Genomic DNA, 21,266 nt, shown 5'->3' with positions numbered 1-21,266 from the left:
GGCGGTGTCGTGAAGCTCCTGCTCTTCGATCTCGACGGAACCATCCTGGACGCGCGTCACACGCCCGGACGGATCCCGTTCGACCTGGCGATGCGCGACGTCTTCGGTGTCGACGTGTCGATCGGCGCGATGCGCCCCGACGGCAAGACGGACCCGGCGATCGTCGCCGAGCTGCTCGCGATGACGGGGACCGCGCCCGAGGTCGACGCGGCCGCGCTCGCGGCGATGGAGCGCGCGCTCGGCGCGCGGCTCGCCGAGGCGATCGCGGACGGCGCGACGACGGTCGAGCCCGTGGCGGGCGCGCGCACGCTGCTCGAAGCGGTCGCCGCCGACCCGCGCTTCGCGAGCGCGGTCCTCACCGGCAACCTCGCCGGCGCGGCGGAGCTGAAGCTGCGCGCGGCCGGGCTCGCCGACTTCTTCGCGGTCGGCGCCTTCGGGAGCGACCACGCGCTGCGCGCCGCCCTGCCCGACGTGGCGCGCGAGCGCTTCCGCGCGCACAGCGGGCGGGCGGTGCGGCGCGCGGACTGCGTCATCCTCGGCGACACGCCGCTCGACCACGCCGCGGCCGCGGCGAACGGGATGCCGGCGGTGCTGGTCGCGACCGGACGCACGCCGCTCGCGGAGCTCGCGGCGCTCCGGCCGGCGGCCGTATTCGCCGACTGGAGCGACGGCGCCGCGATCCACGCCGCGCTCGCGGCGCTCGCCGAACGAAAGGAGACCGCGTGAGGGCAGGCTATCGCGTCGTCGTGCAGAAGGACTATCTCAAGTTCTCCGCCGCGCATTTCATCGCGTACAAGGGCTTTCGCGAGCCGCTCCACGGGCACAACTACCAGGTATCGGTCGCGATCTCCGGCACCGTCGGCGCGGACGGCTACGTACTCGACTTCGGCATCGTGAAGCGCGTGACCCGGGCCGTGTGCGAGGAGCTCGACGAGCGCGTGCTGGTGCCGGTACGCAGCGACTGCCTGACCGTGGCGCACGAGGGGCCGAGCGTCGCGCTGACCTACGAGGACGGGGCGCGATTCCTCTTCCCGGCGACCGACTGCGCGCTGCTCCCGATCGTCCACGCGTCGGCGGAGGAGCTCGCCGCGTACGTGCTCGCGCGTCTGCGCGAGGGACTCGACCCGCACGCGATGCGGGGGCTCACCGAGATCGAGGTCGGCGTCAGCGAGGCCCCGGGGCAGGCAGCCTACTGTCGCGCCGCGATCTGACTCCCGCGGGCGGCGCAAGCTTGTCAACGCACACCGATCCGGATAGCCGGTCCGCGATGCGGAGGGCGCGTCGGTTGGTGGTGCTCGGCTCGATGGCGGTGGCGGCCGGCTGCGTGCGCGCGCTCCCCGACGCCGACTCGCCGGGCGCGCGGCTCTACCAGGCCCGCTGCGGGACGTGTCATCCGTTGCACGAGCCGAGGTCGCTGACGGCCGCGATGTGGGAGATCCAGGTGCGGAAGATGCGGGAGACGATGCGTCGCCGGGGGGCGGAGCCGCTCACCGAGGACGAGGAAGCGGTGCTGCTCTCGTATCTGCGGGCGCATGCCACCGACGCGGGGGGGCCCTCGTGAAGATCCGACTCGGCGAGGCGGCACCCGAGCGCGTCGACGCGGACCTCGTCGTGCTCGTCGTCGCGAGCGACACGCTCGCCCGTCTGCGCTCCGCCAAGGCGGCCGGTCCGGCCGTGGTGCGGATGCTCGAGCGCCAGCGCTTCACGGGCGCGGAGGGGACGTCGGCGTTGCTCCGGACGGTCGGACGGAGCGCGAAGCCGCTCGCGATCGTCGGTGTCGGCGCGAGCACGCAGACGAATCTCGCCGACGCCTACCGGCGCGCCGGCGACCAGACCGTCGCGCGGGGGCGCGAGGCGCGAGCGCGCACGGTCGCCGTGGGGTTCCTCGCGGAGCCGACGCGGCTCCCGCTCGAGCGTCCCGAGACGTTGGCGGCGTTCGTCGAGGGCGCGCTCCTCACCGGCTACGGCTTCACGCGCTACAGGCACGACCGCGATCGGGTCGAGCTCGCGACGCTCACCCTCGCGGGGCTCGTCGGACCGCGCGACCCGGCGCTCCGGCGCGCGGTCCGCGCCGGCGAGATCCTCGCCGGCGCCACCAACCAGGCGCGCGACTGGATCAACGAGCCGGCGGCGGTGATGACGCCGGCCGCGTTCGCGGCGGACGCGGAGCGCGTTCTGCGAAGCGCCGGGCTGGAGGTGCGAGTCGACGGGCCGGCCGGCATCCGCAAGCTCGGCATGGGCGCGCTCCTCGGGGTCGCGCGCGGGAGCGCCGAGGAGCCGCGTTTCGTCCGCGTGGTCTATCGGCCGCCGGGCGCGGACAAGGCCGCGGCGCCGTCGCCCGCCGCCGCGCCGCCGCCGTCGCGCCGCCTCGCCTTCGTCGGCAAGGGCATCACCTTCGACAGCGGCGGGCTTTCGTTGAAGCGCCCGGACGGCATGGAGCACATGAAGCGCGACATGGCGGGCGGCGCGGCGGTGCTCGGCGCGATGCTCGCCATCGCGGCGCTGAAGCCCGCGATCGAGGTGCGCGCCTACGTGCCGGCGAGCGAGAACATGCCGGGGGGCTCCGCGCTCAAGCCCGGCGACGTGCTGCGGACTCCGGCCGGCAAGACCGTCGAGGTGCTGAACACCGACGCCGAGGGCCGGCTCGTGCTCGCCGACGCGCTGGCGATCGCCGCCGGCGACCGGCCCGACGCGATCGTCGACGTCGCCACGCTGACGGGCGCCGTGCGGAGCGCGCTCGGCAACCGCATCGCCGGCATCATGGGGAACGATCGCGCGCTCGTGGCGGCGCTGATCGCCGCCGGCGCTGAGGGCGGCGAGCGGCTCTGGGAGCTGCCGCTCGTCGCCGACTACCTAGCGGATCTCGAGAGCGCGGTCGCCGATCTCGCCAACGTCGCCGAGGCCGGCCACGGCGGCGCGATCCACGCCGGGCTCTTCCTGCGGGAGTTCGTGGGCGCGCTGCCGTGGGCGCACCTCGACATCGCCGGCGTCGGATTCACGGACCGCGACATCCCGAACGCGCCGCGCGGCGGGGTGGGTTTCGGCGTGCGCTTGCTCGCCCGCTACGCGCTCGCCGCCGCGGCGCCGGGCGGCCGCGGCGCGCCGCCGCGCTCCTAGCCCGCTCCGATGGTCCAGCGTCTCCTGGTCGTCGTCGTCGCGTTCGTGGCGGCGCTCGCCGCCGTGGCCCTCGTCGAAGGGCTCGCGAGCCTCGCGATCTCGGCCGGCCTCTTCTTCGGGTCGAGCGGACACGTCGCGCTCGACCGCTTCGCGCGCTACGACCCCGCGCTCGGCTGGGCGAGCGTTCCGAACGTCGCGCTGCCCGACCTGTACGGTCCGGGCGTCGGCTTCCACACGAACACGCACGGATTCCGCGGCCGCGTGGACCCGGCGCCCGCGCCGCCGCCCGGCAAGACGCGTGTGGTCTGCAGCGGCGATTCCTTCACGCTCGGTCCGGGCGTCGCCGACGACGCGACCTGGTGCGCGCTCCTCGCGTCGCTCGACCCGCGGCTCGAGACGGTGAACATGGGGCAGGGCGGGTACGGCGTCGACCAGGCTTTCCTCTGGTATCGCCGCGACGGCGCCGCACTCGCGCCGGCCGTGCACCTCTTCGCGTTCATCGACGCCGATTTCGAGCGTATGCGAAGCACCCGCTTCCTCGGCGACTACGGCAAGCCGACGCTCGCCGTGCGCGACGGCGCGCTCGTCGTCGAGCACGTGCCGGCGTGGCGGCGTCCGTTCTGGATGCCGACCGTGCGCGTCCGCGAGATCGTGAAGCGGACGAAGACCTACGAGCTCGTGGATCGCATCGGCCGCCGCCTCTCCCCGCAGACCGCGCCACCGGCGGTCGATCCGGCGGAGCGCGACCGCGTCGTCGACGCCGCGCTCGCGGTCTTCGCGGAGCTGCGCGCGACGGCGGAGAAGCGCGGCGGTACGCTCGTCCTCGTCTACCTGCCGACGGCCTTCGACTGCCGGTTGCCGGTGGCGGCGCCGAGCGGCCTCGCGTGGTGGCCGACGATCGGTCCGCGCGCGGCGGCCGCGGGGTTCCGGATCGTCGATCTCTCGCCCACCTGCCGGCGGTTGCCCGCCGCCGAGCAGGACGCTCTCTTCTTTCCGGAGGGCGTCGTGCGGTTCTACGCGGCGGCCGGTCACTACACGGCGGCCGGCAATCGGTTCGTCGCCGAGGCGCTCCGCCGCGAGCTCGCGCCCGTGCTCGACGCGGCGGCGCGCTGACGACGTCGCGCTACTCGACGTAGCCGAGCGCGCGGAGCGCGGCCTCGTGCTCCGCGCTCATCGCCGACGCCTCGGCAGCGCGCGCCGCGTCGGCGGCGCCGCGCCGCCAGGTCGCGAGCATGCTCCTGAGCGCGTCGGCGGTTGCCCGCTCGCGCGACGCGACGTCGTGGCGCTCGCCTGCGTCGACGCGCAGGTCGAACACGCGCTCGGCCGGGGCGTCGAAGAAGCCGGTCATGAGCTTGTGCGTTTCGGTGCGCACGGCGGCGAAGTCGAACGGCTGCAAGCCCGCGAACGCCGGGACGGCGGGCAGGACGGCCGGTGCGCCGCGCGCGAGCAGCGGCGAGACGTCGCGGCCGGCATAGTCGGCCGCGAGCGCGCCGGCGCCGAAGCCGGGCGGCGTTGGAAGACCGGCGAGCGCCAGGAGCGTCGGCGCGACGTCGACGAGCCGCACCTGCGCGTCCACCGTCGTGCCGGCCGCGACGCGCGGCGGATACCGCACGACGAGCGGCACCCGTATGCTCTCGTCGAAGAGCGCCTTGTGATGGCCCTTGCGGCCGTGCTCGAAGAACTCCTCGCCGTGATCCGAGGTGACGATCACGAGCGTGTCGCCGCGGGGCGCGGCGCGCTCGACCTCGGCGAGGATGCGCCCGAGCCACTCGTCGGTGAAGCGGATCTCGCCGTCGTAGAGCGCGACGACGTGCGCCAGGTCGCGCGGATCCATGCCGGAGTGCACCTGGGTGCCGGTCTCGAAGTCGTCGCCGGTCACGCGGCCGCGATAGCCGGGGTCGAAGAGCGTGTCGTAGGGCGGTGGCGGGTTGAAGTCGTAGTGCGCGTCCCACATGTGCAGGAAGACGAAGAAGGGGCGCGCCGGAGCGGCCGCCTTCCGGTCGGCGAGCCAGCCCGTCACCGCCGCGTACAGGGCGGGGGAGGTATGGCCGCTGTGGGTCTTCGCCGCCGCCACGCGCACCGCGCTGTAGTCGTCATAGTGGTCGAAGCCGCGCGCGAAGCCGTAGCCCGCGTCGAGGTACGGTCCGGAGACGAACCCGGCGGTCGCGTAGCCCTGGCGCTGCAAGACCTGCGCGAGCGTGACGACGCTCGGGCCGAGCCGGAAGCGGTCCTCGCTGACGCCGTGGATCTCGGGCGGGAGCGCCGTGAGGAGCGACACGTGCGCGGGGAGCGTCCACGAGGTCGGCGAGACGACGGTCGTGAAGCGGGCGCCGGCGGCGGCGAGCGCGTCGATGGTCGGGCTCGTGTCGCGCGCGTAGCCGTAGCAGCCGAGGTGATCGGGCCGTAACGTGTCGATCGAGACGAGCACCACGTTCGGCGCGCCGGACGGCGCCGCGGGGCGGGCGTCGTGGGGCCGGGCGGCACGGACGGCGAACGGCGTGCCCACGAGCGCCCAGGCGACACCCGCGAGCGTGACGCCGCGGCACGCGGCGACGAGCCGGCGCGCGCCCGCGTCGGAGGCGAACGGGCGTATGGCCAGCCATGCCGCGACGGTGAGCGCGAGGCTCGCGGCGGCGACGAGGCGGCCGTCGGCGTCGGTCCAGAGCCCCAGACGGTGCGCCGCGATCGGCACGAGCGGCGCCGCCAGGACGGCGGTGGGGAGCCCGCGCGGCGTTCGCCGCGGTGCTCCGGCGGCGCGGCGCGCGAGCGGCACGACGGCCGGGGCCACGAGCGTCGCGACGGCCCATCCGCACGCGAGGTAGGTCAGGAGCGCGAGCGCGGTGAAGGTCGCGAGCGCGGGCGCGCCGTGGAGGTCGAAGGGCGCGTGCACCAGCGTCGGCAGTCTCGCGAGGAACGGGACGTCGATCGCGTCGAGCGCGACCCGCAGCGCGGCGAGCGGCCGGAGATCGCGAATCCGCGCGACGTCGCGGGCGAGCGCCAGCGAGGCCACGTTCGCGAGCGCGACGATCACCGCGGCGGCGCCGCTGCACGCGAAGAGCGTCGTCGCCGGGCCGCGCCCGGTCGCGGACGGGAGCGCGTCGCGGCGCTCGGAGCGCGCGCGCACGGGCCGCACGGCCGCGAGCAGCCCGTTGGCAGCGAGCAGGCACGCGATCGGGATCAGGACGTGGTGGAAGCGGGGGTCGCCGTAGATCGCGGTGAAGAGCGCGATCCAGACGACGACGAACGCCGTCACCGGACGCCAGGCGGAGCGCGTCTCGCGCGCCCGCAGGAACCACCCCGCGACCGCGAGCACGCCGAGCGCCGCGTAGGCGACATTGCTGCCGACGCCGAGGAGCCGCCGCGCCTCGGCCGAGGGGGCGATGCGGGGCGTGCCGGGGCCGTACCACGCCTGCCAGACGTGATCGCCGCGGAAGAGGTGCGCCGCGCGCCGCGGCGTGAGCGCGAGCTCGCGACCCGGATGCGCGAGCGCGAAGGCGATCGCCTGCGTGCGCAGCAGACGGTCGACCGCGAGCTCCCCGGCCGGCGTCGCGGGCGAGACGCCGGCGGTCTCGATCGCGCGCGCCATCGCGTCCTGGATCGTTTGCGTCATGCCGCCGGTCGCGTCGGGGTTGTGGCCGATCCAGAGCGTGCGTCCGAAGCCCGTGCTGGTCGGGACGAACGCCCCGAACACGCGGGCGTTCCGCGCCGTCCACGGCGCGAGCGCGAGGAGCGTGCCGGCGAGCGCCGCGGCGAAGACGCGCGCGGCGGCGCGGCGCTCCCCGGCGGCGGCGAGGCTCGCCGCCGGCACCAGCACGAGCACGACGCTCTCGGCGCGCACGAGCGTGGTCGCGCCGACGCCGAGGCCCCACGCCACCCAGCGGAGCGGCCGCGTTCCGCCCGCGCCGGCGAGCCACGCGACCGCCGCGAGGAGGAGGCCGCAGACGAGGCACGTGAAGAGCGTCTCCGACAGGACGAGCGCCGCGAAGAAGACGTGGCCGGGATAGGCGGCGAGGAGGGCCGCCGCGACGAGCCCCACGCGGGATCCGCCGAGTCGGCCGCCGAGACCCGCGACGAAGAGGCAGGTGAGGCCGCCGAAGAAGGCGTTCAGCACGATCGCCGTCGCGGGCGCCGGCCCGGCGAGGCGATAGCCGAGCGCCAGCACCAGCGGATAGCCGGGCGGCCAGGCCGCGGTCGGCTGGCCGGTGAGCGGACTCGTGTAGCCGCCGCCGTTCGCGAGCGTCGTCGCCGTTGCGTGGTACCAGAACGCGTCGTCGAACGCGGCGCCGGGCGTTACGCCGGCCGCGAGCCCCCACGCCAGGCGGATGCCGAACGCGAGCAGCGCGATCGCAAGCGCCGGACGCGCGTCGACGGTCCGGGCGCACAGCGCGGGCATACGGGCTGGCGTTGTAGCACGATGGTTCCCGCGACCAATAGACGCTGACGGCTTCATCGCGGCGATCGCACCGGATAGGGTGGGCCCATCGGAGGTGCGATCATGCGAACGACGACGATGGCGATGGCGGCGGCGGGGCTCGTGCTCACCATGTCCCCGGCGGGGGCGGGTCTCGATTGCGCCCGCGTGAAGGAGATGAAGCAGCAGGGCGCGAGCGCGGTCGAGATCGCGCGGACCCTCGGCCTCACCACCCCCGACGTCCAGGCCTGTCTCGCCGACGCCGTCGACGAGCCGCCGATGGCGAACCCCGCCGGCAAGCTGCCGCTCGCGTCGCAGCGACCGGTCGGTGACGGCCCGATCCGCCGCGCGCCCGCCGGGCAGAATGAGTAGACGGCCGCTCGCGCCGATCGCGACCCTGCAGCCTCCGGTCTGGGCGGGATCGGCGCCGGCGAGCGAGACGGCGGCGCTGCTCGACGCCTTCCAGGCCTGGCGGCGGCAGTATCTGCGGGCGCTCCGGCTCGGCGACGAGCTCGCGGCCAAGCGCGCCCGGGCCGGTCTCGGCGACGCGCGGGCGGCCGCCGCCGAGATCCTCGGGCGGCCGCGCTTTCGCCGCGCCTGGGCGGCGATCGAGTACACCGAGGCCTTCCTCATCGAGGAGCGGACCTCCGAGGACGAGGCGCACCACGACCCGACGCTCTGCTACCTCTGCGATTCCGGTGCGACGCTCGGACTTTCGCTGCCGCGCGCGGTCGGGTACGCCACCGCGTCGTTCTTCCAGATCGAGAACGGCGACCAGGCCGACGAGGACTTCTTCGCCGACTGGGACGAGATGCGCCGCGCGCGCGGCGCGCGGGTCGTGCCGATCGCTGACGTGTCGGCGTCGCCCGAGGCCGTCGACGACCTGCTCGCGTTCCTCGCCTGGGAGCTCGAGGGCGTCTGCTGCGACTACGCGCTGCCGCACGTGCGCCGGTGGCAGGCCTCCGCGCTCGAGCAGCTCGATCTCGACCGCCTGATCGCCGACCTCACGATCGAAGCGCGGCGCTACTGGCTCGCCGGGAACACCTTGAGGAACGGCTTCAGCTCGACGCGGTTGTAGATGCCGTTCACGACGAAAGGATCGCGCGTGACGATCGCCCACGCGTCGGCGAGCGAGTCGGCCTCGAGCACGATCAGGCTGCCGCTGCCGTCGGTGAACGGTCCCGCGAGGGGGACGCGCCCGGCCGCCGCGAGGGGCTCGAGATGGGCGAGGTGGGCCGGACGGTGGAGCGGGCGCTTCTCCTTGGAGTCCGGGGCGTCGTGGCCGATCATCACGAAAAGTGGCATGGGCGGCCCATAGCACATGGCGCACGAGCACGATCCCCCGCCGGTCCTCGAGGCCCTGATCACGCGGCTCGGCGAGCTGGCCGTCGTCGTCGGGCCGGCGGCGGCGCCGCGGCTCGAGGTCGTCCGCGACGGGTTGACGCGTGCGCTCGGCCTCAGGACCCGGGGCGACGTGCCCGGCGCGATGCGGGCGATCGGCGGCGCGATGCGCGAGCTCGCGGCGATCGCGGCGGCGCTCGATCCGGTCGAGGCGGGCCTCATGCGCGCCGCCGCCGAGCGGTTCGGCGCCGCGATGCTGCGCGGCGAGACCGGCGAGATGCGGCGTACGAGCGAGGTCATGCGCGAGCGCTCGGGCGCGCGTCCGGTCGAGAAGAAGTGACTGCCGGGGCGGCGTGGGACCGCTGCCGCTACGGGCGCCTCCTGCCGCTCGCCGCGCGCGATCCGCACTGGGGCGGCGCGTACGCGGCGTTCGTCGCGGCCGTGGAGTGGCGGCGCGATCCGGGTCGCCGCGCCGCCGCGACCGATCGCATCGCCCGGTGGCTCGCCGCGACATCCGCCGACGCCGGGCGCATCCACCGCGCGAGCCTCGCGTCCGAGGCGCGCGAGGAGGCCGACGCCGCGTTCTTCATGCGGCGGCCGGACGCGCTCGCGGCGGCCTTCGGCGCTCGTCCGCTGCCGTTGGCGCCCGAGGACGGACCCGTCGTCTACGTCGGCCTGCATCTCGGGAGCCCGGTGCTCGGCTACCTCGATCTCTGCCGGCGGCTCGCGCCGGAGCTTGCCCTCGTCGCCCGCGGCATCGACCCGGCGAATCCCATGGCCGCCGCGAAGCGCCGCTTCGCCGAGCGCAAGGTCGCCTGGACCGAGGTGACGGCGGGGCGGCCGTTCTTCGCGACCGACGGGGCGTCGATGCTCGGCGTGCGCCGGCACCTGCGCGCCGGGAAGCCGCTCTATCTCCTGGCGGACGTGCCGGGAGACGCGGTCGGACGCGCGGCCGCGTGCACGCTCTTCGGCGAGCGCGTGCGGCTCGCCGCGGGCCTGCCGACGCTTGCGCGCATCGCCGACAGCGCGGTACAGACGCTCGCGATCACCCGCGACGCGCGCGGGTTCGCCGTGCACGCGGGTCCCCGAGTTCCGGCCGGCGCCGTCGACATGCCGGTCGTGCTGGACGCGCTGGCTCCGTTCGTGCGCGCGCATCCGGAGCAATGGTGGATGTGGCCGTACCTGCCGGCGGCGGGCGCGGTTGACAGCTCCGAGCGCTGACGGGACAACGGTCCGCGGATGGCGACCTCGGAGCTCGCGGTCTTGATGGCGCTCCGCGTGCACGGACGCGGCGACGCGGCGCGGGTCGCGCGCGCGGCCGGCGGCGACGTGGCCGCGGCGGCGGAGCGGCTCGCGGCGCTCGCGGCGCGCGGCGCGACGGTTCCCGTGCCGGGCGCTCCGTCCACGGCGTCGCGCGCCGCTCCCGCGCCGCTCGTCGCGCTCTCCGACGACGGGCGGGCGCTGCTCACGCGTCTCGTCGCCGGGGAGCCGATCGATCGCGCCGCGCTCGCGACCCTCTACGACGCGCGTTTCGCCGCTGCGGATCGCGGGCTCAAGGGGACGATCACCGCGTGGCAGCTCGCCGCGGACGCCGCCAAGCCCGCGGCGCAGTCCGCCGTGATGGCGGCCGCCGCGACCGTCGGCGGCGTCGCGGCCGCGCTCGCGGCGGTGGCACCGCGCCTCGCGCCGTACGCGCGCCGCATCGCCGATGCGGCGGCCGCGATCGCGACCGGCGACCCGCGCTTCGTCGCGAGCCCGCGTGTCGACTCGCTGCACCAGATCTGGTTCGAGCTCCACGAGGACCTGCTCGTGACGCTCGGGCGGAGCCGGGGCGCGTGAGCGTCCCCGCTCCGCGCGCGCTCCGCGCGCTCGTCTTCGATTTCGACCACACCCTCACCGACTTCGGCCGGTGGGTCGACTGGGCGGCCGCGCGGAGCGACGTGATGGAGCTCTATCGCGGCGAAGGCCTCGACCCCGAGCACGTGACGCGCCGGAGCTACGCCTTCGGCCTCTTCGTCGCGCTCGACGAGGCGCTCGCCGCACGCACCTCGCGCGCCCACGCCGACGGCATCCGCGACCACGCGCTCGCCGTCCTCGAGCGCCACGAGCACGCCGGTGCGTCACAGGCCAACTGGCTGCGCGGCGCCGCGGAGCTCCTCGACCTCGCGAGCGCCCGCGGCATCGCGCTCGGCATCGTGAGCGCGAACGGCGAGGCGCCGATCCGGGCCGCGCTCGCGCGCCTCGGCGCCGCCGACCGCTTCGGCGCCGTGCTCGGACGCTCGACGCGCTTCCCGCCGAAGCCGGCGCCCGACATGCACCGCGAGGCGCTCCGCCGGCTCGGCGTCGACCCGGCGAGCGCGCTCGGCATCGGCGACAGTCCGAACGACATGCGCGCCGCCCGCGCCGCGGACATCCTGACCATCGGCGTCCTCGGCGGCGAGGGCAGCGAAGAGCGCCTCTTCGAGGCCGGCGCCTCGTGGGTCGTTGCCGACCTCACCGTCCTACCCGCGATCCTGGAGCTCTGGACGTCCGCGGTGTGAAGCCGCTCAGGCGAGGAGCGTCGGCAGCGCCGGCAGGGCATCACGGAGCGGCGTGACGCGGATGCCGGCGATCATGGATACCGCGCTGTATCTCAGCGAAAAATAGGGCTTTGACACCCCGGCGGACGCTGTGTCACGCTCGACGGATCGACCATGAAGTTGGTGATCCAGATCCCCTGTCTGGACGAGGAGGAGGCCCTCCCCCAGACGCTCGCGGCGCTGCCGCGCCAGGTCCGCGGGTTCGACGAGGTCGAGGTGATCGTGATCGACGACGGCAGCCGCGACGCGACCGCGGACGTCGCGCTCGCGCACGGCGTGCACGAGGTGGTGCGCTTCCCGAATCACCAGGGGCTCGCGCGCGCCTTCGCGGCCGGGCTCGACCACGCCCTCCGGCGCGGCGCCGACGTCATCGTCAACACCGACGCCGACAACCAGTACGACGCGCGCGACATCGAGGCGCTCGTGCAGCCGATCCTCCACGGCGAGGCCGACATGGTGATCGGCGACCGCGATCCCGCGCGCCTCGAGCACTTCAGCATCACCAAGCGCGTGCTTCAGGGGCTCGGCAGCTGGGCGGTGCGGCAGCTCTCCAACACCACGATCCCCGACGCGACGAGCGGGTTCCGGGCGCTCAGCCGGACCGCCGCGCTCAAGCTCAACGTCCTCTCCGACTTCACGTACACCCTCGAGACGATCATCCAGGCGGGAAAGAAACAGATCGCGGTGACGCACGTGCCGGTGCGCGCGCGGCCGACCGAGCGGCCGTCACGGCTCTTCTCGGGCGCGTCGCACTACATCCGGCGCTCGGTCGCGACGCTGCTTCGCATGTACGCCTTCTACGAGCCCTTCAAGTTCTTCTTCCTGCTCGGCGGCATGCTGATCACGGCCTCGACCCTGATCGGCGTCCGCTTCCTCCACGACTACTTCACCGAGGGCGGCGCCGGGCACATCCAGTCGTTGATCCTCGCGGGCGCGCTTTTGATGATCGGCGTGGTCACCTGGCTCTTCGGCGTGCTCGCGGACCTCATCGGGCGCAATCGGCAGCTTTCCGAGGAGATCCTGCTGCGCATGCGCCGCCTCGAGCTGCACGTCGGCGGCGACCCCGCGCCGCGCCGTGCGCCGCTGCGCGAGGACGAGGCGGCTCCGCGCCGCGTCGCGGAGCGACGGCCGCGATGATTCGCGCCGTTCTGTTCGGAACCTACACCGCCGTCCACCCCGCCAATCGTCTCCTCGCCGCCGCCTTCCGGGCGGCCGGCATCGCTCTCGACGTGTGCCACGAGCCGCTCTGGGAACGGACGCGCGACAAGCACGCGCGCTTCTTCGGGGCGCGGAGCCTGGCTCGCCTCGGGCTCGCGTACGTCGGCGCCGCCGTGCGGCTACGTCGCCGCTTCCGCGCCATGCCGCCGCCCGACCTCGTGGTGACGGGGTTCAACGGGCAGCTCGACGTGCTGTTGGCGCGCGTGGTCGCGGGACGACGGGCGCGCCTGGTGTTCGCGCCGCTCGTGACCCTCACGGAGACGCTGGTCGACGACCGCCGCGTCTACCGGCGCGGCGGCCTGAAGAGCCGGGCGGCGCGCCGCCTGGACCGCTGGACGCTCGAGCGGCCGGACCTCGTTCTGATGGACACCGAGACGCACCGGACCTGGATCGCCGAGCGCCTCGCGCCCCGCGCGCGCACCGCGACGCTCTATCTCGGAGCGGAGCCCGCCTTCCGGCCGACCCCGGCGCGCGCGCGTGGGCCCGGCGAGCCGCTGCGCGTCCTCTTCTACGGGCAGTACGTGCCGCTGCACGGCACCCAGGTGATCGTCGAGGCGGCGGCGCGCCTCGGCCGCGAGGGCGGCGTCGCGCTCACCATGATCGGCAGCGGTCCGGAGCGCGCGGCGGCCATGCGCCTCGCCGCCGTGCGCGGCGTCGGCGCCCTCGAGATCGTCGACTGGATCGAGTACGCGGAGCTGCCCGCGCGGCTCGCCGCGTGCGACGTCGCGCTCGGCATCTTCGGGACGACGAGCAAGGCGCGCATGGTGATCCCGACCAAGGTGTACCAGGCGGCCGCGTGCGGACGCGCCGTCGTGACCGCCGACACGCCGGCGCTCCGCGAGGTCTTCACGCCGGGCGAGGACGTGCTGACGGTGCGGCCCGGCGACGCCGGAGCGCTCGCCGCGATGCTGCGGCGGCTGCGCGACACGCCGGACCTCGCGCCGCGCATCGGCGCCGCGGCGGGACGGCTGCTCGCGGAGCACCTCGATGCCGGCGCGCAGGGGGCCCGTCTCGCCACGGTGCTCGCGGCCGCGTTCCCCGATCTCGGCGCGCGCCTCGCCGCGAGTGAAGCGGCGCCGCTCGCGCCCGCGCTCGCCGGCGCTCCGGTCGCCTGAGGCATGGCGGCGCCCGCCTCCATCGGCGTCGTCGTGCCGACGTGGAACCGCGCGGCGGCGGCGGTCGCGGCCGTCGCGTCGGTCGCGCGCCTCGACGCCGCGGGGCCGGTGCTCACGTTCGTCGTCGACAACGGCTCGCGGCCGCCTGAGCGCGACGCGCTCGCCGCGGCGCTCGCCGGCCGGAGCGGCGTCGAGGTGATCGCGCTCCCCGAGAATCGGGGCTTCGCGGGCGCGGTGAACGTCGGTCTCGCGGCGGCCTTCGCGCGCGGCGCCGCGGCGGTCCTCGTGCTGAACGACGACGCGGAGGTCGCGCCCGATCTCCTCGCGACGCTCGGCGCGGTCGTCGCGCGCGACCCGCGGGTCGGCATCGTCGCGCCGCGGGTCGTCGACGCCGGGAGCGGACGCGAGGTGTCGCGCGGCGAGCGCGTGTGGCTGCCGCTCGTCTGCCTGCCCCGGACGTGGCTCCGCGTCCGCGGCGCCGGCGCGGCGCCCGTCGAGGTGTCGAGCGTCATCGGCGTCGCGCTTCTCGTGACCCGCGCGTGCTTCGAGCGGATCGGCGGGCTCGAGGAGAGCTTCTTCGCCTACTACGAGGAGGTCGACTACTGCCTGCGCGCGCGCGCGGCCGGCTTGCGGGTGGTCGTGGCGCCGGCGACGAGCGTGCGGCACGCCGGCTTCCGCGGCTTCGCCGGCGGCTTCACGCCGCTCGCCGCCTACCTGAAGGCGCGCAACCTCCCCCTCCTCGTCCGCCGCCACGGCGGCGCCTTCGCGTGGCTCGTCTTCGCGCCGACCTACGCGGCGATGCTCGCGGCGAGCGCTGCCGGCTACGCGCTGCGCGGCGACGCGGCGCGCGTCGTCCCCGCGCTCGGCCGCGGCGTCGCAGACGGCCTGCGCGCGCGCGGCGGCCCGCCGCCCGTCCTCGCCGCGCCGGCGCCGGGGACCGCGTGAGACGCGTCGCGATCGGCGCGGTCGCGCGCACGCTCGGCGGGCCCGCGACCTACGCGATCGAGCTCGTCCGTGCGCTCGCCGCGCGCCGTACGCCGGGCCTCGAATACGTCGTGCTCACCGACGGACCGGAGGCGTTCGACGGCATCCCGGTCGCCGTCGAGCACCTGCCGCTCCGGACGCCGTGGGCGCAGCCGCTCTGGGACCACGGGCGCGTGCCGCACGCGCTCCGCAGGATCGGCGCCGATCTCTACCACGGCACCAAGAACGCCGTACCGGTCCGCTGCCCGTGTCCGGCGGTCGTGACGATCCACGACCTCGCCGTCTACCACCACCCGGAGACCTTCGCGCTTGCCCAGCGCTGGCACCTGCGCGCAGAGACGCCGCACGCGGTCCGTGTCGCGCGCACCGTCCTCACCGTGTCGGAGCATGCGGCGGCCGACCTCCGCGCCCGCTTCCCCCGCTTCGCCGCCAAGGTCCGCGTGGTGCCGAACGGCGTGAGCCCGCGCTTCCGGCCGCTGGACGACGCGGGGGCGCTGCGCGCGTTCCGCGCGCGTCACGGGCTCGGCGCCGGGCCGTTGATCGCCTACCTCGGCACGCTGCAGCCGCGGAAGAACGTCGAGCTCCTGGCGGCCGCGTTCAGGCGTGCTGCTCCGGCGCTTCCCGGCGCAGAGCTCGTGCTCGCCGGCCGCATCCGGCCGGGGTATCGGCCCGACCTCCCGCGCGAGCGCGTGCGGCTCATCGGTCCGCTCGCCGACGCCGAGCTGCCGCTCTTCTACGGCAACGCCGACGTGCTGGTGAATCCGTCGCTCTACGAGGGATTCGGTCTGACGCTCGTGGAAGCGATGGCGTGCGGTTGCCCGGTGATCGCGCTCCGCCGGAGCGCCGTGCCCGAGGTCACGGGCGACGCCGCGCTCCTGATCGACGAGCCCGCGGAAGCGGCGCTCGCGCAGGCGCTCGTCGCCATGGTCGGGACGCCCGCGACGGCCGCCGCGCACCGCGCGCTCGGTCTCGAGCGCGCGACCGAGTTCTCGTGGGCCCGCGCCGCCGCGGCGGTGGAGGCGGTCTACCTGGGCGCTCTCGACCCCGCGCCGTAGCGGAGCCGGAGCGGAGTCCGGTGGCGGGGCTCCGCCGCGCGCAGCCGGACGATGCGATCGGCCGTCAGCGGGACTCCCGCGCGCGGGGAGGTGTCGCGCGCGCCGATCACAGCGGCGGCGGAGGCTTACGAGCAGTAGTACGCCGCCCGGTTCTCCGGCCCGCCGATTGCGCCGACCCCCGATTGGATCCGACGTTCGACGGTGGCACGATCGCGTTGCTCGAGCGTCCTGTCGAAGGTTCACGTATGGGCTCCGGCTGCCGTTACGGTCTCGCCGTCGTTGTCGCGATCCTCGCGCTCGTCTCTCCGGCACACGCGCAGTACGACTGCGAGCAGTGGCTCGCGGTCGCGACCACCAACGACCCGCCGAAGCGCTTCGCGCATCAGCTCGTCTATGACAGCGACCGCCAGAAGATCCTCATGTTCGGCGGCGAATCGCGCGATGTCCTCACCCTGCCGACGTACCTGGACGACCTCTGGGAGCTCGATCTCCCGAGCGCGACGTGGCGGGAAGTCTCCAGTGCGGACGGCCCCGACGGACGTTCCGGCTACGCCGCCGCGTACGACGCGAAGAACAAGCTCCTGGTGATCTACGGCGGCCTCCGCCCCGATCTCCCCGGGCCGACCGACGATCTCCAGCGCAACGTCTGGGCCTACGATCCCGCGGCCGATCACTTCGACCTGATCGGCACGATCTCGGCGGATCGCGGCGTCGTCCAGGCCGCGATGGCCTACGATCCGATCCGCCAGGACTGGGTGGTCTTCGGCGGACGTGACGACGACCAGGCGTACGCCTCGACGGTCGTCCGCGGCAGTCTCGTGCACCCCGCGCACAGCCCCGCGGCGCGCGTCGGGCACACGATGGTGTGGTCGTCGTCGCTCGGCGGCGTTTTGCTGTACGGCGGCCAGAGCTTCGACGATCGTCAGTTCGGCGCCGTCTTCGGCGACGTCTGGCTCTGGGACGGCACGGATTGGCAGCTCCTGGCGAGCGGGCCGACCCGCTACGACCACGGCGCGGTATGGGACGCGTTCTTCGACAAGCTCATCCTCTTCGGCGGCGTCGACGTGGACGGCACGACCACCGCGGACGTGCTCTTCCGCGCCGGCGACGGGCCGACGACGAGGCACGACACGACCGGCTCGCCGGCGCCCCGCGGCCGCATGGGGTTCGCGTGGGACCAGGCGCACCGTGTCGCCGTCATGTTCGGCGGGAAGGGCGGCGACACGATCTACAGCGGCACCTGGACGTTCGGCGGCCGCCCGCCGACCTACACGGTGAGCCCGACGTCGCGCGAGGCGCCGCCGTGCACGGACAACACCTTCAGCTTCACCCCCGAGGGCATCGGGCCGTTCGCGCTCCAATGGCAGCGGCTCGTGAACGGCGTCCCGGTCGACCTGCATGACAACGCGCGGATGGCCGGCACGACGACGACGCAGCTCGAGATCGATCCCCTTCGCGCGAGCGACAGTGGCCTCTACCGGGTCGTGGCGTCGAACGACTGCGGCGCGACGCCGACCGGATCATTCAGCGTCACCGTGCAAGAGGGCGCCTGGATCCAGACGACGCTCGGCCCGCCGCGCGAGAACCCGCAGATGGCCTACGACGGCGTGCGCGGCAAGGTCGTGCTCTTCGGCGGCTTCCAGTCCCCCGGCGAGGACGGCTTCGGGTTCGCGACCGAGAACGACACCTGGGAGTACGACGGCGGCACGTGGACGCGGATCCAGAAGACGAGCGTGCTGCCGGGCGCCATCCCCGGGCGGCAGCTCGCGTCCATGGGGTACGACCCGCTGCGCCAGGTCACCGTCATGTACGGCGGCAACTATGCCGACAACACCCACCAGCACGACGGCGTGCTCTCCGACACCTGGGAGTGGAACGGCGCGACCTGGACCGAGAAGGCGAACGGTCCGGGACCGCGCGTCAAGGGGCAGATGGTCTGGGACGGCGACCGGCAGCGGCTCGAGCTCTACGGCGGCCGCACCGGAAGCTCGACCCAAGCGAACGACCTCTGGGAGTGGGACGGCACGACCTGGACGCCGCGCGTGACGAGCGGCGGGCCGCCGACCGCGAACGAGAACGCTACGGCGGCCTACGACCCGGTGCGGAAGGCGCTCGTCGTCCACACGTACACCCTGGGCGCCGACCCGACCGGTGAGACCTGGGATCTGATCGACGACGCCTGGACGCTGCGCGGCACGACGAGCGAGACCTCGCTCAGCAACGGCACGCTCGCGCTCGTCTTCGACGCGGCCCGCGGCCATCCGGTCGGGATCGGCTTCCACCAGCTCCAGAGCGGGACGCGCGAGCACGAGACCTGGATCCTCGAATCGCCCGGCAGCTTCCGCCGCATGAACGTCGCCCAGCTCTTCCCCCCGCGCTCGTCCATGCCCTTGGTCTACGACACGGCCCGCCAGCGCGAGGTCACGCACGGCGGGCGGAACCTCACGAACGGCGACGAGATCGGCGAGACCAGCGAGCTCACCTTCGAAGGCGACCCGCTCTGCGGCGTCACGGTCTGCGGCGATGGCGCCGTCGATCCGGGTGAGGACTGCGACCCGTTCAGCACGGACGACGGCCTGTGCTGCTCCGAATGCCGCTTCGTCTCCTACTTCACCCCGTGCGGTTTCGGCGGGCGGTGCGATCACGCCGGCCAGTGCATGTACACGAACTGCGGGAACGGCGTCCTCGACCCCGGCGAGGAATGCGAGACCCGCCCCTCGCCGTACGATCCGTACCGCGACGCGTGTTGCAACCTCGACTGCACGTACGACCCGCCCGGCGCCGCCTGCTACCACGATCCCGGACCCGGCACGTGCAACGCCGCGCACGAGTGCGTCTCCGACACCTGCGGCGACGACGCTCTGGATTCCGACCTCGAAGAATGCGACGGGCCGAACGCGCAGTCGCTCTGCTGCACGCCGACGTGCCGGCACACCACGTTCGGCGCGTGCTCCGACGCGTGCAGCGGCGGCGCATGCGAAGCGAACGGCGCGGGCGGCACCCAGTGCCGCCTCGATCCGGTGGACACGACCGGCTGCAGCGCCGCGACCTCGACGAACGGCTGGATCGACGGCGCCGCCGGCGGCGCGATCACGACACCCGACGGCTCGGCATCGCTCACCGTGCCGCCCGGGGTCGCGCCGAGCGGCAACTACGCCATCGCTTCTCACCTCGCGACGAGCGCGTTCGGCATCGGCGACGCGACGACGCTCGTCTTCGCCGCGCGCTTCGAGCCTTCGGCGGCGTTCGCGCTGCCGGGCGTCACCATCACGCTCCGCTGGCCCGACGCCGACGGCGACGGCATCGTCGACGGGACGAACGTCGCGGAACGCGGCATGACGCTCCGCCACGACGGCGTTCCGATCGGCGCCTGCGCGACCGACGCCGGCTGCGACCGCACCCTGAACCAGTGGAGCTTCCACGTGCTGTCGTTCAGCGAGCTCGCGCTCGCGGGGTCGCCGCCGCCGGTCTGCGCCACGTTCGCCAAACCCCGGCTGACGCTCGGCAAGATGCTCGCGCCCGGCGGCGACGACACGCTCGCGTTCGTGGGGATCCTACCGGCACCGCCGAGCCCGCCCGACGCCGACGTGGCGGGGATCGCGTTCCGCCTCGACGACGGCGCGGGCTCCGTCGTCGACGTGACGCTCCCGCCGGGAGCGTACGACAAGGCGACCAAGATCGGCTGGAAGGTCGACAAGAAGCGGACCAGATGGACCTGGAGCCACCCCAAGGCCGGCGCGCCGGCGGGAATCGTCAAGGCGACGCTCGCAGTGCACGTCAGGCAGGCGACGCTCGCGGTGTCGGTCAAGGGCACAGCCGGAACGTTCGCCGCGACCGCACCGGTCGCGGTCATCCTCGATCTCCCGGCGATCGGCACGTGCGGCGCAACGCACTTCGCCGTCGGCAAGGAGACCTGCGCGTTGAAGAGCAAGGGCAAGAGGCTCGCCTGCAAGTAGCGCGAGCGATCGGCGTCGGGATCAGAGGGCCGACGGGTCGGCCCCGTCGGTCGCGATTCCGAACGCGGCGATCGCCTCCCGGAGCCGTCCGGCCTCGACCCGGCCCCGGCGGACGAGCTCCGCGAGGGCGGCGACGCAGACGCTCTCGGCATCGACCTCGAAGAAGCGCCTTGATCGTCTTGGCCAGGATCACGGTCGGTTCGCCGCGATGCGCGGTCACGGCCGCGTAGGCGGCATAGACCTTTTCCGGGTCGTGACCGCCGCGCCGCAGGCGCTTCAGCTTCGCGTCGGTGAGGCTCGCGACGAGCGCCGCGAGGCGGGGATCGATGCCGAAGAAATGTTCGCGGATGTAGGCCCCCGACTCGACCGTGTACTTCTGGTAGTCGCCGTCGACGACCTCGCCCATGCGGCGCACGAGGAGACCGTCGGTGTCGCGGGCGAGGAGGTCGTCCCAGTCATCGCCCCAGACGACCTTTTTGCCGGGTGGGGTCCGCTACCTCATACACCCAAGAGCACCCGGCTGTATCGACCCAACGTCCACCGGCCGACGAGCGTGACCACGGTGCTGAATGCGAGACCAGTGCCGGTCAGGATGAGCATCCGCGCGACGAGCGGGAGGGATTCCTCCAGCGACGGCATGAGCGCGAGGTAGGCGAACCAATGGTACAGGTAGAACGTCAATGTGGCGTCGCTCAAGAAGCGGACGGCCGCCGGAACGATTCGTGGGCGTGCAACCGACGCGAGGAACGCGATTGCCGTGAGGTTGTACGCCACGCGCACCGTGGGGTGCGACACGGATTCCGGGGTCGTCGCCGCGAGCCACACGAAGAGCGAGATCCCGACGATGCTGCCGGCCAGCACTGCCGGCCGCGCGTGCCTATCGATCCGAGCGATCCGCCTCCGGTGCCGGTCGGCTGCCACGCCGAGCACGAAATAGCCGAGATGGAACTGCAGGATCGGGTTCCGGACCTGCCAGAACAGCATGTCGCTCAGGCGCCATGCCGGATGCGCCCACAGCATCTCCGCGCCGATGGCGATCGCTCCCGCGAGTACGAGCAATCCCCTGGTGCTCAGGCGTGACAAGACGGGCAGACAGAGAAAGCAGAATGCGAGGACGGGAACGAAGTAGAAATGCCCGAAGGTCGCGCCGGTCACGATCTTGAAGACGAAGCGACGGGGCGTCGGGAACTCGACGAGCCCAGCCAACCACGTGACTGCCGTGACGACGAAGTAGGGAGGCAGCAGGCGCCGCCAGCGATCGGCGACGCGCCTCCAGCCGACCGGCGAGTCCGCGTGCGAGGAGAGGCCGGCGACGAAGAGGAACGCCGGCACGTGGAACCCCGTGAGGAGCAGCGCGGCGAGCTCGCTCGGCGTGAGGGGGCGGTCGAAGAACCCCGGTACGCCGTGGGTCAGAAGGACCGCGACGATCGAGGCGGCCTTGATGACGTCGATAGCGGGCAGCCGATCGGACGGCGTCATTGCGCCGGACC

The 21,266-nt window shown here is 74.1% G+C and carries 19 protein-coding genes; 16 read left to right on the top strand and 3 right to left on the bottom strand.

Annotated elements, in window-relative coordinates:
- The first annotated feature begins 9 nt into the window (after positions 1–9).
- Genes IT293_00235 through IT293_00215 form a run of 5 tightly spaced genes read left to right on the top strand, consistent with a single transcriptional unit; the run spans position 10 to position 4,230 of the window.
- The gene (locus IT293_00235; GenBank protein ID MCC6763065.1) at positions 10–726 is read left to right on the top strand and encodes a haloacid dehalogenase-like hydrolase; all 717 of its coding nucleotides are present in this window, start codon (positions 10–12) and stop codon (positions 724–726) included.
- Positions 723–1,211 carry a 6-carboxytetrahydropterin synthase gene (locus IT293_00230; protein ID MCC6763064.1) on the top strand — a complete coding sequence of 163 codons (489 nt, stop codon included), beginning with the start codon at positions 723–725 and terminating at the stop codon, positions 1,209–1,211. The genes IT293_00235 and IT293_00230 overlap by 4 nt, the downstream gene beginning before the upstream one ends.
- A gap of 56 nt (positions 1,212–1,267) precedes the next feature.
- Positions 1,268–1,561, top strand: coding sequence for a hypothetical protein (locus tag IT293_00225; protein MCC6763063.1), 294 nt, complete (start codon positions 1,268–1,270; stop codon positions 1,559–1,561).
- Positions 1,558–3,117 carry a leucyl aminopeptidase gene (locus tag IT293_00220; protein ID MCC6763062.1) on the top strand — a complete coding sequence of 520 codons (1,560 nt, stop codon included), beginning with the start codon at positions 1,558–1,560 and terminating at the stop codon, positions 3,115–3,117. The genes IT293_00225 and IT293_00220 overlap by 4 nt, the downstream gene beginning before the upstream one ends.
- Before the next feature lie 9 nt (positions 3,118–3,126).
- Positions 3,127–4,230 (top strand): hypothetical protein, encoded by a 1,104-nt coding sequence (locus IT293_00215; protein MCC6763061.1) that lies wholly within the window; start codon positions 3,127–3,129, stop codon positions 4,228–4,230.
- A gap of 10 nt (positions 4,231–4,240) precedes the next feature.
- On the opposite strand, the gene IT293_00210 is transcribed toward IT293_00215, so the two are convergent.
- Positions 4,241–7,510, bottom strand: a complete 3,270-nt coding sequence (locus IT293_00210) for a sulfatase (protein ID MCC6763060.1) — start codon at positions 7,508–7,510, stop codon at positions 4,241–4,243.
- Positions 7,511–7,612: 102 nt separating this feature from the next.
- Between IT293_00210 and IT293_00205 the strand changes: the two genes are divergently transcribed.
- Entirely contained in the window at positions 7,613–7,900 is a 288-nt protein-coding gene (locus IT293_00205; protein MCC6763059.1) for a hypothetical protein, read from the top strand.
- Positions 7,893–8,606 carry a hypothetical protein gene (locus tag IT293_00200; GenBank protein MCC6763058.1) on the top strand — a complete coding sequence of 238 codons (714 nt, stop codon included), beginning with the start codon at positions 7,893–7,895 and terminating at the stop codon, positions 8,604–8,606. Before IT293_00205 ends, IT293_00200 begins: the two co-directional genes overlap by 8 nt.
- Here IT293_00200 and IT293_00195 read toward each other — a convergent pair.
- Positions 8,552–8,833: a hypothetical protein gene (locus tag IT293_00195; protein ID MCC6763057.1), complete on the bottom strand. Its 282-nt coding sequence runs from the start codon at positions 8,831–8,833 to the stop codon at positions 8,552–8,554. The genes IT293_00200 and IT293_00195 overlap by 55 nt on opposite strands.
- A gap of 16 nt (positions 8,834–8,849) precedes the next feature.
- On the opposite strand from IT293_00195, the gene IT293_00190 reads away from it, so the two are divergent.
- From IT293_00190 to IT293_00150, 9 genes are all read left to right on the top strand, one after another.
- Positions 8,850–9,209, top strand: a complete 360-nt coding sequence (locus tag IT293_00190; protein MCC6763056.1) for a hypothetical protein — start codon at positions 8,850–8,852, stop codon at positions 9,207–9,209.
- Entirely contained in the window at positions 9,206–10,090 is an 885-nt protein-coding gene (locus IT293_00185; protein ID MCC6763055.1) for a hypothetical protein, read from the top strand. The genes IT293_00190 and IT293_00185 overlap by 4 nt, the downstream gene beginning before the upstream one ends.
- Before the next feature lie 18 nt (positions 10,091–10,108).
- Entirely contained in the window at positions 10,109–10,708 is a 600-nt protein-coding gene (locus tag IT293_00180) for a hypothetical protein (protein MCC6763054.1), read from the top strand.
- Entirely contained in the window at positions 10,705–11,409 is a 705-nt protein-coding gene (locus IT293_00175) for an HAD family hydrolase (protein MCC6763053.1), read from the top strand. The genes IT293_00180 and IT293_00175 overlap by 4 nt, the downstream gene beginning before the upstream one ends.
- A gap of 153 nt (positions 11,410–11,562) precedes the next feature.
- Entirely contained in the window at positions 11,563–12,585 is a 1,023-nt protein-coding gene (locus IT293_00170) for a glycosyltransferase family 2 protein (GenBank protein MCC6763052.1), read from the top strand.
- Positions 12,582–13,781 (top strand): glycosyltransferase, encoded by a 1,200-nt coding sequence (locus IT293_00165; protein ID MCC6763051.1) that lies wholly within the window; start codon positions 12,582–12,584, stop codon positions 13,779–13,781. The genes IT293_00170 and IT293_00165 overlap by 4 nt, the downstream gene beginning before the upstream one ends.
- A gap of 3 nt (positions 13,782–13,784) precedes the next feature.
- The gene (locus IT293_00160) at positions 13,785–14,726 is read left to right on the top strand and encodes a glycosyltransferase family 2 protein (GenBank protein MCC6763050.1); all 942 of its coding nucleotides are present in this window, start codon (positions 13,785–13,787) and stop codon (positions 14,724–14,726) included.
- Positions 14,723–15,820 carry a glycosyltransferase family 4 protein gene (locus IT293_00155; protein ID MCC6763049.1) on the top strand — a complete coding sequence of 366 codons (1,098 nt, stop codon included), beginning with the start codon at positions 14,723–14,725 and terminating at the stop codon, positions 15,818–15,820. Before IT293_00160 ends, IT293_00155 begins: the two co-directional genes overlap by 4 nt.
- A gap of 245 nt (positions 15,821–16,065) precedes the next feature.
- A complete protein-coding gene (locus IT293_00150) occupies positions 16,066–19,776 on the top strand; it encodes a hypothetical protein (GenBank protein ID MCC6763048.1) in 3,711 nt (1,236 codons plus the stop codon).
- A gap of 498 nt (positions 19,777–20,274) precedes the next feature.
- Here IT293_00150 and IT293_00145 read toward each other — a convergent pair whose 3' ends face one another.
- Entirely contained in the window at positions 20,275–21,255 is a 981-nt protein-coding gene (locus tag IT293_00145; GenBank protein MCC6763047.1) for an acyltransferase, read from the bottom strand.
- Positions 21,256–21,266 lie beyond the last annotated feature (11 nt).

The organism is Deltaproteobacteria bacterium (genome assembly GCA_020848745.1).
Taxonomy (GTDB): domain Bacteria; phylum Desulfobacterota; class Binatia; order UTPRO1; family UTPRO1; genus UTPRO1.
This window is presented reverse-complemented; position numbering and strand designations above follow the sequence as displayed.

What these genes read in the sequence shown, in the direction of transcription:
- IT293_00205 (MCC6763059.1), top strand. Translation starts at nt 7,613, where the DNA reads ATGCGAACGACGACGATGGCGATGGCGGCGGCGGGGCTCGTGCTCACC.
- IT293_00195 (MCC6763057.1), bottom strand. Translation starts at nt 8,833, where the DNA reads ATGCCACTTTTCGTGATGATCGGCCACGACGCCCCGGACTCCAAGGAG.
- IT293_00170 (MCC6763052.1), top strand. Translation starts at nt 11,563, where the DNA reads ATGAAGTTGGTGATCCAGATCCCCTGTCTGGACGAGGAGGAGGCCCTC.
- IT293_00180 (MCC6763054.1), top strand. Translation starts at nt 10,109, where the DNA reads ATGGCGACCTCGGAGCTCGCGGTCTTGATGGCGCTCCGCGTGCACGGA.
- IT293_00165 (MCC6763051.1), top strand. Translation starts at nt 12,582, where the DNA reads ATGATTCGCGCCGTTCTGTTCGGAACCTACACCGCCGTCCACCCCGCC.
- IT293_00200 (MCC6763058.1), top strand. Translation starts at nt 7,893, where the DNA reads ATGAGTAGACGGCCGCTCGCGCCGATCGCGACCCTGCAGCCTCCGGTC.
- IT293_00210 (MCC6763060.1), bottom strand. Translation starts at nt 7,510, where the DNA reads ATGCCCGCGCTGTGCGCCCGGACCGTCGACGCGCGTCCGGCGCTTGCG.
- IT293_00215 (MCC6763061.1), top strand. Translation starts at nt 3,127, where the DNA reads ATGGTCCAGCGTCTCCTGGTCGTCGTCGTCGCGTTCGTGGCGGCGCTC.
- IT293_00225 (MCC6763063.1), top strand. Translation starts at nt 1,268, where the DNA reads ATGCGGAGGGCGCGTCGGTTGGTGGTGCTCGGCTCGATGGCGGTGGCG.
- IT293_00150 (MCC6763048.1), top strand. Translation starts at nt 16,066, where the DNA reads ATGGGCTCCGGCTGCCGTTACGGTCTCGCCGTCGTTGTCGCGATCCTC.
- IT293_00145 (MCC6763047.1), bottom strand. Translation starts at nt 21,255, where the DNA reads ATGACGCCGTCCGATCGGCTGCCCGCTATCGACGTCATCAAGGCCGCC.
- IT293_00190 (MCC6763056.1), top strand. Translation starts at nt 8,850, where the DNA reads ATGGCGCACGAGCACGATCCCCCGCCGGTCCTCGAGGCCCTGATCACG.
- IT293_00160 (MCC6763050.1), top strand. Translation starts at nt 13,785, where the DNA reads ATGGCGGCGCCCGCCTCCATCGGCGTCGTCGTGCCGACGTGGAACCGC.